Source organism: Pseudomonas sp. GL-RE-29 (assembly GCF_019947275.1).
GTDB classification, from domain to species: domain Bacteria; phylum Pseudomonadota; class Gammaproteobacteria; order Pseudomonadales; family Pseudomonadaceae; genus Aquipseudomonas; species Aquipseudomonas fluorescens_A.
This window is the reverse complement of record NZ_JAGYGD010000032.1, coordinates 34,207-47,633: the sequence shown is the minus strand read 5'-3', so window position 1 is coordinate 47,633 and position 13,427 is coordinate 34,207. Positions and strand designations below refer to the sequence as shown.

The following is a 13,427-nucleotide window of genomic DNA, read 5'->3' as shown; positions in this document are numbered from 1 at the left end:
AACTGCCCTATACCGGTGATGGTTGAGGAAGTGGGTGGTCACTTCTAATCCGGTTAACCCACCCGAGCACCTGGTACTCCCCAGCACCAGGCCGCATCGGAGAGTGATCGAAGCGTGCCCAAGCGGGCTGCAGCGCTAGGATCGCAAAGCCCCGGAAATCTCCTGAGCCGGATCTGCCGGCCAATACCAGAAACGCGGCGGGAAACAAGCAGGCGTAGCGCCCTGGTGTTTCGATCGCTCTCCGATGCGGACGATTCTGCACCGCGCAATGCGGCCCCCTGCATCGCTTATCTGAAAAGTGGATCGCGCCAAATAGCCCGCGGTCCATATGTTTAAAACGGATGGGCGGCCCTCGCCTACTCCACCTCGCCACTTGGAGGCGATCATGAACGCAACACAGCTTGCTCAGTTGAGGCTTGAACGCCGCCTGCCGCCTCCAGTGAGCGAAAGCCCGCACGATGACGCTCGGGCGGAATGGATTTACAACGCAGCCGAGGACTTGCTGCGCGGCAACAATGTGTCATTCCAGCGCCGTATGCGCGCTCCGCAGGGTGTGACGGCTGAGGAATTCGCTCTGGCGGTCGACGAGTACGTGAATAACCGGCTTGCTGATAGTGAGGTGCACTCGTCGGCACTTGGCTGGCTGCTGATCACGGCGGCGATTGGGAATGCAGACAAGACTGCGGTGGCCGAGTTGTTAGGCCGCAGCGACCACCCGCTGGGCAAGCTTGGCGAGATTGCCGAAGTCCTGCTTGAGCCGCTCGCTGATGACGCGCTCGTCGCCAAAGCCGAAGACGATGAGTTGTGAGCCCTCACATCCAGATAGACAAAGACATCGATGAACTGACCCGCGAAACCTGCCCTCCTCTCTACGAGGTGCTGGCCCTGCGCAACATCGCCAGCTTCCTGCAGGCGAACACGATCACCATCGAAGAATTCCACCACTACTGCGAAAGGCTGAATCGTGCGGTTGCGAGCCGGCCAAGGAGTTGCAATGAGCACTGCACCGGTTAAAACGCTGATCGATGAGCAGCTGGACGAGTTGCCAGAGCATATGGCCGTGCCAAGCGACCGCCTGCTGATGGTGTTCAAGGGGCTGACGATGTGGGACGCCATGCAAGCAGCTGAGCGGGCGCACATTGAAAACCCGCAGGCCTGGAGCCGGCGTGCCTGCCTGTGCGGTGAATGGACTTTGGCATATGAGGTTCGGACATGAGCGATTGGATCAGCATCACCGACAGCCTGCCAGCGCCGAACAAAACGGTTCTGGTGTGTCGCGTAGGCAAAACCCGCCACCAGCCGTTCTTTGCAGTCAGGAAGAATCGCGAACTGAAGCCATGGGAATACATCGACGGCGATACCTGCCACACCAGGATCACACACTGGCTGCCGATCCCGGATATGCCGAAATGACCGCCTACCAAAAAGCCCGCAGGCTCTACGTCTGGCGAGGCTCGGCCATTGTTCTGGCCGGCTCTACCTTCGTCATGCTGGCCAGCTCCTACTGCTCTCAGCTCACCCAATAACCCACACCTTCAAACGCTGCGAGCATCGCGGCCAAGGATTTCTCATGTCCGCAGAACAGCAACTGGCCGTCGTGCCGCCGCAAGAAACCGCCCTCGCCGTCTACTCCGCTGAAAAAGGTCTTGAGCCTTGGCTACAGAAGATCCGCACCGAGATCGACGGCTTCACGCCGGACATCAGCACCCGCAAGGGTCGTGATGCGATCGCCTCCATGGCCTACAAGGTGGCCCGGTCCAAGACCGCTCTGGACGACGTCGGCAAGAAGCTGGTGGCCGACCTGAAGGAAGTGCCCAAGAAGATCGACGCCGAGCGCAAACGCGTTCGCGACACCTTGGACTCATGGCAGGAAGAGGTTCGGCGCCCACTGAACGAATGGCAGGCTGCCGAGGATGCCCGGGTCGATAAGCACAACGACGCGATCGAACGTATCCGGCTGCTGGCCGTAGATCTGGACGGCATCACCGCGGAAGATCTGGCCGACCGCGTAGCTCAGCTTGAAGCAGTTGCCATGGGTGATGACTGGGAAGAGTTCGAACCGGAAGCCGCTCGCGCCAAGGACAAGGCACTGGGGGTGCTTCGCGCTGCCCTCACCGCCCGCCAGCAATACGAAGCAGAGCAGCTGGAACTGGCGCGACTGCGCAAGGAGAAAGAAGAGCGCGACAAGAAGGACCACGAAGAGCGAATCGCCCGCGAGGCTGCCGAGCGCGCCACTCGTGAAGCAGAAGAGAAGGCTCGGCTTGAGCGTGAAGCTGCGGAACAGCGCATCCGTGATGAGAAGGCTGCCGCCGAGAAGCGAGAGAGCGACCTGAAGCTGGCAGCCGCCGAATCCGAACGCAAGGCTGAGCAGGCCAAGCGCGAACAGATCGAGGCCGAGCAGAAAGCGGAGCGCGACCGATTGGCAGCCATCGAAAGCCAGAAGGCGGCCGTTGAGCAAGCCAAGCAGGAAGAAGCGGCCCGCCAGAAAGCAGCGGCTGACGAAATCCTGCGACAAGAGCGGTTGCGCGAACAGGACAAAGAGCACCGCCGCTCAATCAACCTTGCGGCACTTCAAGCCTTCGTGAAGGGCGGCATGACCGAAGAATGCGCGAAGCAGGCAATCACGCTGATCGCCAGCCGCCAGATCCCCGCCATTTCAATTCAATACTGAGGTCGCCATGAGCAATCTTGCAGTGAAAGACCAGGTCGAGCGTTTGCCGGCCATCCAAACCGAGTCGGCGACCATCATGTCGATCATCCAGCAGGTGGCCATGAGCCCCGATGCTGACATCGACAAGATGGAGCGACTGATGCTGATGCACGAACGCTTCCAGGCTCAGCAGGCGAAGCAGCAGTACGACGATGCACTGGCTCAAATGCAGGAAGAAATGCCGGTGATCGGCGAGCGCGGTGGCATCAAGGACAAGAACGGGCGAGTACAGAGCACCTATGCGCTCTGGGAAGACGTCAACGAAATGATCAAGCCGGTGATGGCCAAGTATGGATTCGCCATTACCTTCCGCACCCCTCGCAACGAGCGAGGCATCGAGGTTGAAGGTGTGCTGAGTCATCGCGCTGGCCACCGGGAAGTGACTTCGATTGTCCTGCCTGTCGACGCGTCGGGCAGCAAAAACGGTGTGCAGGCAGTCGCCTCCAGCGTCAGCTACGGCAAACGCTACACCGCAGGCCTGCTGCTGAACTTCACCACCACCGGCGAAGACGACGACGGCAACGGCCCAGCCGCGCAGGTGACGCCGCGCGTGACTTCAGCGCAGGCCGCGCAGCTCGCCATCCTGCTGGAGAAATGCAGCGACAAGGCGAAAGAGGCTTTCAAGAAGATGCACGGCACCCCGGCATCGGTTGAGAAATCTCTGTTCGACCAGGTGCTCGCAATGCTCACCAAGTCAGCGACCCAAAACAGCAAACCGGCCGAGGATAAAGGCAATGAAAATAATCAGTAACGTAGAGCAAGGGACTCAAGAGTGGCTGGATCTGCGCCTGGGTATCGTGACCTGCTCGGAGTTGGACACCCTGCTGGTCAATGGCAAGGGCGAAGCAGGCTTCGGCGCCGGCGCATTCACCTACATGAACACGCTGATCGGCGAGCGCATCACAGGTGAAGCTGCCGATCCGTTCCAGGGTAACCGGCACACCGAGCGCGGCCATGAATACGAGGGCATCGCCCGCGGCCTGTACCAGTCGCAACTGGATGTCACCACCGAGCAGGTTGGCATCATCCTGAATCACGGGATTGGCTACTCGCCAGACTCCCTGATCAGCGAGGACGGCCTGTGCGAGATCAAGACCAAGCTGCCGAAGTTTCAGGTGGAAGTGATCCTGTCCGGCGAGATCCCCAAGGAACACGTCGCGCAGTGCCAGGGTGGCCTGTGGGTGTCGGATCGCGAGTGGATCGACTTCGTCAGCTACTGGCCGGGCATGAAGCTGTTCGTGAAGCGTGCCTACCGCGACGAAGTGATGATTCGCAAGATGAGCGAACGGGTCAAAACCTTCTATGAAATCCTCGACGAGCGCATGAATCGCGTGCTCGGCATCGCCGCTTAAGGACATTCCATGCCAACACTTACCGACGTCGGCCGCATTGGTCGTGACGCTGAACTGCGCTTCACCCCTAGCGGTGACCCCGTGATCAATCTGGCGCTGGCTTGCGATTACGGCCGCAAAGGCCAGGACGGCAAGCGCCCGACCCAATGGGTTGACGCCACCCTCTGGGGCAAGCAGGCTGAAGCCATGGCGCCCTATCTGCTCAAGGGCCAGCAGCTCTACTTCACCATGGAAGACGCCCACATCGAAACGTACGCCAAGACCGGCGGCGGTGAGGGCTTCAAGCTGACGGGCAAGATCATCCTGATCAAGTTCGTCGGCTCGCCGCCTCAGGCCGCCAACCAGCCGCAGCAGTCCAGGCCACAGCAACCCCGGCACCAGGCGGCGAACCGGCCAGCGCAAAACCAGCAGGCCGCCCCGCCCGATAGCTTCGACGACGACATCCCCTTCGCGCCCCTCCACCATTTAAACGGTGTCTGACATGGACCAAGCATTCGAAGAAGCCGCGAAGCGGCAAAGCGGACTGGAGGCGGCGAAAGCTGCCTTCTTTGCTTCTGGGGGTCAGGCGCAACTGATCCCGACTGGCCTCGGCAAGGACAGCCCCGGCATCGCTCAAGTACCGAAACCGGCCTACGGCTATCGGAACATCGAGGCGCCGAAGAGTAAGCGCGGAAGACTCATCAGCGACGATGAAAAGGCCGCTCTCGCCGCTCAGTTGGTGGAGTGCAAAGCAGTCGGCATGACGCGCTACAAGGCCAGCAGGCATCTGGATATCAGCGAAACGCTATGCCGCCGGTTGATCGCCGACTACTCAATCGACTTCCCGGCATCAGCCTGATGCGCAGGATGGCACGCGTGCAACAACGCAAACGACAAACCTGGCTGGCATTGCCGGCCAGCGGCATAGAAGAGGTGTCCCATGGCAGCCCTACCGAAAGAGCGATCGGCAAAGACTGCGACGAAGCGAAAGGCTCGCGGCGAGGAAGAGTTGCGAATGCATGCCATGGCTGGAACCCGGCAGGTGCTGGCCGACTTGATGGAGTGGCATCAGATCGATGAGCAAGGCGAGGCAATGACCTTGGCCCTTCATCATCTGCACGCCCTTGGACCGAAAGGCTCTGCCCCCTTCTTCGCCCCGCCGCGCCACGAATACGTAATCCCCGAAAACGTGTCGCGCAAACTTGAGCTCGCCTACAACCGCGAAGCCCTGCGCATCTGTCACGACGAATGATCACCAGACGCAGATAAGTTCTGCCGCTCCTGGCGGCACAGAAACTTCAACCTTCTTGTCCGCGGGCCAGAAAAGTCTGTATTCAGCTTGCCACTCATCAAGATTGGATTTCAGGAAGTGGTTTCGCTGATGGTCAGCAGTGTAGTAACACGGCCCGGCCTTTGACACGACGCCAATTTGATTGTCCAAATGTCTTTTCAAAAGGTCCATATCTACGATTTTAACGCACGCTTTCTTCTTCATTTTCCGCGCAAGCGTTCCCGTTAGGCGGTAGCTGAAGGAAAGGATTAAGCCATCCTCATGGTAATAGTGTGCATCGTGAATATCTGGAATCGGCATGCCGTTCATTCTGCTGTTCGTTACTGTGAGGCCGCGAACCTCCGCACCTGGGTCAATGTGAATAAATGGGCTAAGCCCCGTGAGATCGACTTCGGATTTATGGATGAGATTCTCGTCAGGGGTAAATATCCCACCCCTTTCCATTCGTCTGTAAAAGCTAGCCGGATTGATCGGTATTACCCCGCCAACCACCCAGGTATCTGCATGCCAATGTTCGTTTAGGTACAGATACAGACTCATAGATCTCCCGTTTCCGGCTCCATGCCGGGCCGAACACAAATACCCCACTTCAACGAATCACGCCAGCCGGCGAGGCAGGCGTCTGCCTGGAAATCACTTATGACCACATACAACATCATCAGTCTGAGCGGTGGAAAGGACAGCGTTGCCACCGGCTTGGTGGCCCAGGCATTGGAAGTGCCCAACCTCCAGGGCGTTTTCGCGGACACAGGCCATGAGCATGAACTGACCTACGAGTATATTCGCTACCTCGAAACGGTCTTCAGCTTCCCCATCCGCCGGGTCAGGGCAGATTTCACGGAGCAGATTGCGAGAAAACGCCGGTACGTCGAAGTTACCTGGCGAAAACAGGACGTGCCGGAAAGCATCGTGTTGGCGGCACTTGAAGTGCTTCACCCGACCGGCATCCCATTTCTTGACCTTTGCATCTGGAAAGGTCGGTTCCCAAGCACAAAGGTTCGCTTCTGCACCGAGGAGCTCAAGCGAAACCCGATCATCGAACAAGTGTTTATCCCCCTGATGAGCCCGGAGAACATGGTTATTTCATGGCAGGGTGTGCGAGCGGACGAATCGATTGATAGACGATTCCTGCCCGAATGCGACGAGGTCGGTGGCGGACTGTTCAATTACCGACCGATCTTGAAGTGGGATGTCGCCGCGGTGTTTGAAGCCCATCGCTATGCCGGCATCAAACCGAACCCGCTTTACCTGCAGGGTGCTGGGCGCGTTGGCTGCATGCCATGCGTCAACTGCGGTAAGGACGAGCTGAGGGAGATCGGCGCCCGCTGGCCCAAAGAAGTGGCGCGATTGCGCGAATGGGAGCGCTTGGTAAGCCTGGCCAGTAAGCGCGGATCGTCCACTTTCTTCACTGCCACCAACGACCCGACAGTCCATAAGCGTGACGACATCGACTTCAAGACCCATGGCATTGATCGAATGATTGAATGGGCCAACACAACGCGTGGCGGTCGGGAGTTCGACATGCTGAAGATGATCGATAGGGCAGACGCTCCAACCAAGTGTGCCAGCGCCTACGGCCTGTGCGAGACCTATCAGAAAATACCCGCAGCGCTTCTCGGTGATGCTGCCGCCTAACCCGCCCTCACCCCTTCCCCTGAAGCGTTAGCTCATCCGCGTAGACAACATCCCGCCATCGGGCCAGCTCGGCAATCACTTTGAGCCCTGCGCGGGTATCTGCTTCCTCAAGCTGGTCATCGGGAAGGCTGAGCAGCCGCACCACTTCATCGCCGATCAGCCGTAACGCCATCACATCGACTTTCGCACTCATCGCGGCCACCGTCAGGTTTGCGCCAAGTGCAAATCATCATCCCAATTTACGAATCACGCCAGCCGGCGAGGATCTTCTATGTCCGCACAACAGAAACTGCCTCAGTTCATCAACCGCCAGCCAAGCATGGGCCTGCCATTCGAAAAGGAACTGGTGGTGGATCTGTTCGCCGGCGGCGGCGGTGCCAGTACCGGGATAGCCCGGGCATATCGGGAGCCGGACGTGGCCGTAAACCACAACCCGATCGCCCTGGCCGTGCACCGCGCCAACCACCCGCAGACGTCGCACTATGTTGCAGATGTGTTCGAGGTGGATCCGGTCCATGCTACGGGCGGTCAGCCGGTCGGCATTCTCTGGGCCTCGCCGGACTGTCGGCACCACAGCAAGGCCAAGGGTGGTGCGCCGCGTGATCGCAAGGTTCGCGGGCTGGCATGGGTTGTAGTCCGGTGGGCGCACGCAACCCGGCCGCGCCTGATGTTCCTGGAGAACGTCGAAGAGTTCTGCGACTGGGGACCGGTTGACGAGGAAGGCCAGCCAATCAAGGCCGAGCGCGGTCGCACCTTCAAATCGTTTATTGCTGCGCTCAGCACCGGGCTGCCGGCCGATCACCCCGACATGCCGGAAATTCTTGAGTCGATCGGTGATTTCGTTCCAGTGGAGGCGCTTGTTCGCGGCTTAGGCTACAACGTCGAATGGCGCGAACGCATCGCGGCAAACGCCAACGCCCCGACAATTCGGAAGCGTCTGTACCTGGTAGCGCGCAGCGACGGAAAGCCGATTGTCTGGCCAGCACCAACGCGCCACAAAGTGCCGACGGCGAAACAGCAGCCTTGGCGCACCGCCGCCGAGTGCATTGACTGGAGCAACCTTGGCCGCACGATCTTCCGTGAAAAGCCGATGGCGGTGAACACCATGCGCCGGGTGGCCAAGGGTTGCTGGCGGCACGTGCTGACCAGCGCGAAGCCGTTCATTGTGCCGATGCGCGGTACCTCGAACGCACACACCAGCACCCACGGCGTCGACGAGGCATTGTCGACCATCAGCGCCGGCGGTACGCATCACGCCTTAGTGCAACCCGTAGCGGCGCCCTTCCTTACCGAATGCGCCAACGGCTCATCACAGCGCAACTTCGATGTACAGGAGCCGCTTCGCACGCAAGTCGCCCAGGTCAAAGGCGGTCACTTCGCCATGGTCGCCGGACACCTGACTCACTTGACCCATCATGGCGACCGCAGCGGGTACTCGTTAAATGAGCCGGCGCGCACCGTTACTGGTGCCAACCGCGGCGAACAGGCAGTCGTTGCCGCTTTCTTCGAGCAGGCGAATGGTGGCTTCTACAATGGAGATGGCCGCGCAGCCGATGCGCCGCTCTCGACCATCTGCCAGTCCGGTGCCAACCAGCGCTTGGTCAACGCCTACCTGGTGAAGTATTACGGCAACGAGAAGGACGGCATCTCGCTCACCGAGCCGATGCACACCCTGCCGACGAAAGATCGAGTCGCGCTAGTTGAGGTCGTGCAGGTGCCGGACACCTTGACGCCTGAGCAGTTGGTGGGTGCGCGCCGCTGCGCTGCTTTCATGCATGAACATCTGCCGGAACACTTCAAAGACCCGGCGGACCTGGTAATGGTCGGCGGTTATGTGCTGGTCGACATCACCCTTCGCATGCTGCAACCGCCTGAGCTGAAGGCAGCCCAAGGCTTCGATAAGGACTACATCATTGATCGCGGGCTGTTCGTCGACCCGGTGACCGGCGCCGAAGAATGGCGCGACATCAACAAGACCGACCAGGTCCGGCTGATCGGCAATAGCGTCTGTCCGGACGAAGCCGAGGCACTGGTCAGTGCCAACGCCGCCGACATCATTGAGCTCTACCAGCGTCTGGCAGCATAACGAAAGGAGTACATCTGTACTCCATCCCCCTGTAACTCCCTCCCCCTTCAAAGTCAGCCGCATCCTGACTGGAACAGAAAATCTTAACTCCGCCTAGAAAATCTTAATTTTCGGCACTTTCCCTCAATTTTCCTTAATTCAAAGTCAGCCGCTATAGCGGCAAGGACGAAGTCATGCCTGAAGAAACTGTTTTGATTGATGCCCTCCCAGTCGAACGCGATGCACAAGGCTGGTGGTCCCATCCCGACTACCTGTCGGAGTTCGACGACGAGATCACTGAGGCGCAGTTTCAGGAATGGTGTCTCCGCCACCAAGTGGAAACCAAAATCACCTACATGGAAAGCGATGTGCCCATCGACGTATTCGATTCCTACATGGATGACGGTCAATGCGATTGCTCAGCTTGGGATATCCAGCATCCAGCCGAATCGGGCTGGTTCATCCTGTCGATACATGACGCCGAAGACGGTCCTGTCTGCATCTGGGGCCGTCGAGCGGTGCCAGTCCCGAAGCTTCCAGGTGCGAAGGTGACGCCATGAGTCTTCGCCAGCAGATAACCACCTACATGAGCGGCGCTGGCGGTTCCCGGGATAACTGGTTCTGCACCTGGTGGTTCAGGTTTCACGTCGAGCCGTTCACCACCAAGCAAATTCGCCATGAGCTGGAGTTGATGAAGCGCGAGGGCCTGGTCGAGTCGGATCACAGCCAGAGCAACAACACCAAGTGGCGGCTCACCAAGTACAAGCCTGAAGCGGTGACGCCATGATCCACCAACCCAAAGGCGGCATGTGCGCCACCTGCGCCCACGCCCACCGCAATTGCAGCCACCTTCCCTTCAGTACCATGCCGCCGCTATCCCGCGATGCGCAAACGGTGATCGTCCGCTGCACTGACTTCCAGCGCCGCAAGTAACCCTCTTCAACCTACCAGCCTGCCGGTGAACGGCGGGCGAGGAATCCCTATGGCTTTCATTCTTCCAGCCGCCGTCAAATGCCCCAAATGCGACTACACCGGGCACGCCCTGCGTGAGACCGCAAAAGGCGGTTACTGCCCAAAATGTTTCGATGAATTCATCCAGCGGCATGTACCGAGATTGGTGCCTGACCCTGATGGGAAGAAATTCGACCCCAACAGTCAATTCGTCACCCTTTAACCGTAATCACCTTCGGCCGCCGCGCGCGGCATGGAGCATCACTATGGCGGCAGCCGAAAAGCTGGGCGATGAGTCCGGCCACGACAAGGTCACCGAAAAGCGGATGGCCGAACTGCTGGGCACCACACCGAAAGCCCTACAGCGAAAGAGAGAACGTAACATCATCCCCGCCGGCGTCTGGTCGAAAATCGACGGGCGAATCATGTACAGCAAATGGAGGTATGACGAATGGCTAGAGAGCCAATGGAGCTGCCAACCGGCGTTGAGCTTGTCGGAAAATCGGTCCGGATCAGGTTCTCCTGGAACAAGAAGCGGCACTGCGAAACGCTCGCTCTCCCGCAAACCGCAAAGGGAATCGCAGCAGCCGAGGCTTTACGTTCTCAAGTGACGCAACTGGCCAAACTCGGCGCCCTCACACCTGAAAAATACCGCGAGCTGTTCCCCAACAGCCGAAGCGACTCGACTGGGCAGATGCCGATTTTTTTCGACTATGCCCAGGACTGGCTGAACAGCCTTCAGATCGAAGACAGCACACGCAAGAACTACCGCAGCACCATGCAAAACTACTGGGTTCCACACCTGGCCCAGTACCCGCTCGATAAAATCACACCGGTACTGATGCGCAAAATTGTCAACGGGATTACGTGGACTTCGCCAATCCGCAGGAAGGGCGCGATCCGGCTTGTCACCAGCCTGCTAACCCAGGCTGTCAACGATGAACTGATCCTGAGGAATCCTGCCAATTCCATCCCGCCGACACGGGTGACCAAGCGAGAGATCGACCCTTTCAGTCGCGAAGAAGCGGACGAGCTAATTGCAAAACTGTACGAAGTGACGAGCGGTCTACAGACAATCTATGCGTGTTTTTTTGAGTTTTCTTTCTATACAGGAATGCGTCCAGGCGAGGCTATGGCCTTGCGCTGGAGCGAGGTTGATGCACGCTCGAAGCGTGCCAAGGTTTGCCGTATCAGGTTGTACGGCAAGATCAAGGAGAGGACGAAAACGAAGGTGTCGCGGGAAGTTTTATTGAACGATCGCGCTTTGCAGGCGCTCGAAAAAGCCAGACTCCTTACGGCGGCGCGCTCTGATTATGTTTTCGCGCCGGAAGGATCGGGTGAAAGATCAGAGCTGTACATCCGATCCGAAACAGGGGCTAAGCGTTATTGGTTGGCAGCGTTGCGCAAGATTGGAATGCGATATCGCCGGATGTACGACACCAGGCACACCTACGCAACGATGTGCTTGATGTCAGGAATGAATCCAGCGTTCATCGCTGCGCAGCTTGGACACAGCGTTCAGGTGTTGCTTTCAACCTATGCCAAGTGGATCAGTTCTTCGAGTGATTTCGCGGAGCTTGAAAAGCTGGATTTACCTAAAAACGGTACAAAATTGGTACTTGAATCACGGTAGATGCGCTTAGGCCCAGCAGACACAAGGCCTTTTGGAATATGTGTGGATTAGCTGGCGAGTTACGTTTTGACAATCAACCTGCAGACCTTGCAGCCATTGAACGAATCACCCATCACCTGGCGCCCCGTGGCCCTGATGCATGGGGTTTCCATAGCCAGGGTCCGATTGCCCTGGGCCATCGACGCCTGAAAATCATGGACCTGTCGGACGGCTCGGCGCAGCCGATGATCGACCAGCAATTGGGCTTGTCCCTGGCCTTCAACGGCGCGATCTACAACTTCCCGGAATTGCGCACTGAGCTGGAAAGCCTGGGTTACGCCTTCTATTCCGGTGGTGACACCGAAGTGCTGCTCAAAGGCTTTCACGCCTGGGGCGAAGCGCTGCTGCCAAAACTCAACGGCATGTTCGCCTTCGCCATCTGGCAGCGCGACACGCAAAGCCTGTTCATCGCCCGCGACCGTCTCGGTGTGAAGCCGCTGTACCTGTCCCGCACCGGTGAGCGCCTGCGCTTTGCCTCAGCGCTGCCAGCATTGCTGAAGGGCGGCGACATCAACCCGATCCTCGACCCGGTGGCGCTCAATCACTATCTGAATTTTCACGCGGTCGTCCCTGCACCACGCACCTTGCTGGCAGGCATCGAAAAACTGCCGCCGGCCACCTGGATGCGCATCGACGCGGATGGCCGCACCGAGCAGAAAACCTGGTGGACCCTGCCCTACGGCCCACACGCTGACGAGAAAAATCTGACACTCGAAGACTGGCGTGATCGCGTACTCGACAGCACCCGCGACGCGGTGGCGATTCGTCAGCGTGCGGCGGTCGATGTCGGTGTATTGCTTTCCGGTGGTGTCGATTCAAGCATGCTGGTCGGTCTGTTGCGTGAGGTCGGCGTGGAAAACCTCTCGACCTTCTCCATCGGTTTCCAGGATGCCGGTGGCGAGCGTGGCGACGAGTTCCAGTATTCGGACCTGATCGCCAAACACTACGGCACCCATCACCATCAATTGCGCATCGACGAAAAAGAAATCATCGAGCAACTGCCCGCCGCGTTCCGCGCCATGAGCGAGCCGATGGTCAGTCATGACTGCATCGCCTTTTATCTGCTGTCCCGTGAAGTGGCCAAGCACTGCAAAGTGGTGCAAAGCGGCCAAGGGGCAGACGAACTGTTCGCCGGCTATCACTGGTATCCGCAAGTGGACGGTGCGAGCGATCCGTACGCGGCTTATCGCGAGGCGTTTTTCGACCGCTCCTACGACGATTACGCGGCCACCGTGCAACCGAAATGGCTGACCGCCAATGACGCTGCCGGTGACTTCGTCAAAGAACATTTCGCACAACCCGGCGCCGACGCAGCGGTGGACAAAGCCCTGCGCCTGGACAGCACGGTGATGCTGGTGGATGACCCGGTCAAACGCGTCGACAACATGACTATGGCTTGGGGTCTGGAAGCGCGTACGCCGTTTCTCGACTATCGACTGGTGGAATTGTCGGCCCGCATTCCGGGCAAATTCAAACTGCCCGACGGCGGCAAACAAGTGTTGAAAGAAGCGGCGCGCCTGGTCATTCCAAGCGAAGTGATCGACCGCAAGAAAGGTTATTTCCCGGTGCCGGGCCTCAAGCACTTGCAAGGCGAAACGCTGAACTGGGTGCGTGAACTGTTGCTCGATCCGAGTCAGGATCGCGGCCTCTTCAACCCGGCGATGCTCGACCGCCTGCTGACCGACCCGCAAGGTCAGTTGACCCCGCTGCGCGGCTCCAAGCTGTGGCAATTGGCGGCCCTGAACCTGTGGCTCAGTGAACAAGGAATCTGA

The 13,427-nt window shown here is 58.9% G+C and carries 20 protein-coding genes; 18 read left to right on the top strand and 2 right to left on the bottom strand.

Annotated elements, in window-relative coordinates:
- Nucleotides 1-385 precede the first annotated feature (385 nt).
- From KGB21_RS22870 to KGB21_RS22825, 10 genes are all read left to right on the top strand, one after another.
- Nucleotides 386-808: a hypothetical protein gene (locus KGB21_RS22870; RefSeq protein WP_223506815.1), complete on the top strand. Its 423-nt coding sequence runs from the start codon at nucleotides 386-388 to the stop codon at nucleotides 806-808.
- On the top strand, nucleotides 805-1,014 hold the full coding sequence (locus KGB21_RS22865) for a hypothetical protein (RefSeq protein WP_223506814.1): 210 nt from the start codon (nucleotides 805-807) through the stop codon (nucleotides 1,012-1,014). Before KGB21_RS22870 ends, KGB21_RS22865 begins: the two co-directional genes overlap by 4 nt.
- Entirely contained in the window at nucleotides 995-1,216 is a 222-nt protein-coding gene (locus tag KGB21_RS22860; protein WP_223506813.1) for a hypothetical protein, read from the top strand. Before KGB21_RS22865 ends, KGB21_RS22860 begins: the two co-directional genes overlap by 20 nt.
- Nucleotides 1,213-1,413, top strand: a complete 201-nt coding sequence (locus KGB21_RS22855) for a DUF551 domain-containing protein (protein WP_223506812.1) — start codon at nucleotides 1,213-1,215, stop codon at nucleotides 1,411-1,413. Before KGB21_RS22860 ends, KGB21_RS22855 begins: the two co-directional genes overlap by 4 nt.
- Before the next feature lie 157 nt (nucleotides 1,414-1,570).
- Nucleotides 1,571-2,671, top strand: a complete 1,101-nt coding sequence (locus KGB21_RS22850; RefSeq protein WP_223506811.1) for a hypothetical protein — start codon at nucleotides 1,571-1,573, stop codon at nucleotides 2,669-2,671.
- Nucleotides 2,672-2,678: 7 nt separating this feature from the next.
- The gene (locus KGB21_RS22845) at nucleotides 2,679-3,461 is read left to right on the top strand and encodes an ERF family protein (RefSeq protein WP_223506810.1); all 783 of its coding nucleotides are present in this window, start codon (nucleotides 2,679-2,681) and stop codon (nucleotides 3,459-3,461) included.
- Complete coding sequence (locus KGB21_RS22840; RefSeq protein ID WP_223506809.1) at nucleotides 3,445-4,062, top strand: lambda exonuclease family protein; 618 nt, start codon at nucleotides 3,445-3,447, stop codon at nucleotides 4,060-4,062. The genes KGB21_RS22845 and KGB21_RS22840 overlap by 17 nt, the downstream gene beginning before the upstream one ends.
- Before the next feature lie 9 nt (nucleotides 4,063-4,071).
- Nucleotides 4,072-4,542, top strand: a complete 471-nt coding sequence (ssb, locus tag KGB21_RS22835) for a single-stranded DNA-binding protein (RefSeq protein ID WP_223506808.1) — start codon at nucleotides 4,072-4,074, stop codon at nucleotides 4,540-4,542.
- A 1-nt stretch (nucleotide 4,543) separates the two neighbouring features.
- Nucleotides 4,544-4,900, top strand: a complete 357-nt coding sequence (locus tag KGB21_RS22830) for a hypothetical protein (protein WP_223506807.1) — start codon at nucleotides 4,544-4,546, stop codon at nucleotides 4,898-4,900.
- An 81-nt stretch (nucleotides 4,901-4,981) separates the two neighbouring features.
- On the top strand, nucleotides 4,982-5,293 hold the full coding sequence (locus tag KGB21_RS22825) for a hypothetical protein (protein WP_223506806.1): 312 nt from the start codon (nucleotides 4,982-4,984) through the stop codon (nucleotides 5,291-5,293).
- Here the strand turns inward: KGB21_RS22825 and KGB21_RS22820 are convergent, their stop codons facing one another.
- Complete coding sequence (locus KGB21_RS22820) at nucleotides 5,294-5,872, bottom strand: hypothetical protein (protein ID WP_223506805.1); 579 nt, start codon at nucleotides 5,870-5,872, stop codon at nucleotides 5,294-5,296.
- Between the two features lie 99 nt (nucleotides 5,873-5,971).
- On the opposite strand from KGB21_RS22820, the gene KGB21_RS22815 reads away from it, so the two are divergent.
- Nucleotides 5,972-6,967, top strand: a complete 996-nt coding sequence (locus KGB21_RS22815) for a phosphoadenosine phosphosulfate reductase family protein (RefSeq protein ID WP_223506804.1) — start codon at nucleotides 5,972-5,974, stop codon at nucleotides 6,965-6,967.
- 7 nt (nucleotides 6,968-6,974) lie between these two features.
- Here KGB21_RS22815 and KGB21_RS22810 read toward each other — a convergent pair whose 3' ends face one another.
- Nucleotides 6,975-7,160 carry a hypothetical protein gene (locus tag KGB21_RS22810; protein WP_223506803.1) on the bottom strand — a complete coding sequence of 62 codons (186 nt, stop codon included), beginning with the start codon at nucleotides 7,158-7,160 and terminating at the stop codon, nucleotides 6,975-6,977.
- 78 nt (nucleotides 7,161-7,238) lie between these two features.
- Here KGB21_RS22810 and KGB21_RS22805 point away from each other — a divergent pair, with 78 nt between their 5' ends.
- From KGB21_RS22805 to KGB21_RS22775, 7 genes are all read left to right on the top strand, one after another.
- Nucleotides 7,239-9,053 (top strand): DNA cytosine methyltransferase, encoded by a 1,815-nt coding sequence (locus KGB21_RS22805; protein WP_223506802.1) that lies wholly within the window; start codon nucleotides 7,239-7,241, stop codon nucleotides 9,051-9,053.
- A gap of 173 nt (nucleotides 9,054-9,226) precedes the next feature.
- Nucleotides 9,227-9,592 (top strand): hypothetical protein, encoded by a 366-nt coding sequence (locus KGB21_RS22800; protein ID WP_223506801.1) that lies wholly within the window; start codon nucleotides 9,227-9,229, stop codon nucleotides 9,590-9,592.
- Entirely contained in the window at nucleotides 9,589-9,819 is a 231-nt protein-coding gene (locus KGB21_RS22795) for a hypothetical protein (protein WP_223506800.1), read from the top strand. The genes KGB21_RS22800 and KGB21_RS22795 overlap by 4 nt, the downstream gene beginning before the upstream one ends.
- A complete protein-coding gene (locus tag KGB21_RS22790; protein ID WP_223506799.1) occupies nucleotides 9,816-9,965 on the top strand; it encodes a hypothetical protein in 150 nt (49 codons plus the stop codon). The genes KGB21_RS22795 and KGB21_RS22790 overlap by 4 nt, the downstream gene beginning before the upstream one ends.
- 49 nt (nucleotides 9,966-10,014) lie before the next feature.
- Nucleotides 10,015-10,206 (top strand): hypothetical protein, encoded by a 192-nt coding sequence (locus KGB21_RS22785; RefSeq protein WP_223506798.1) that lies wholly within the window; start codon nucleotides 10,015-10,017, stop codon nucleotides 10,204-10,206.
- Between the two features lie 228 nt (nucleotides 10,207-10,434).
- Nucleotides 10,435-11,616 (top strand): tyrosine-type recombinase/integrase, encoded by a 1,182-nt coding sequence (locus tag KGB21_RS22780; protein WP_223506797.1) that lies wholly within the window; start codon nucleotides 10,435-10,437, stop codon nucleotides 11,614-11,616.
- A 38-nt stretch (nucleotides 11,617-11,654) separates the two neighbouring features.
- Nucleotides 11,655-13,427, top strand: coding sequence for an N-acetylglutaminylglutamine amidotransferase (locus tag KGB21_RS22775; RefSeq protein ID WP_223506796.1), 1,773 nt, complete (start codon nucleotides 11,655-11,657; stop codon nucleotides 13,425-13,427).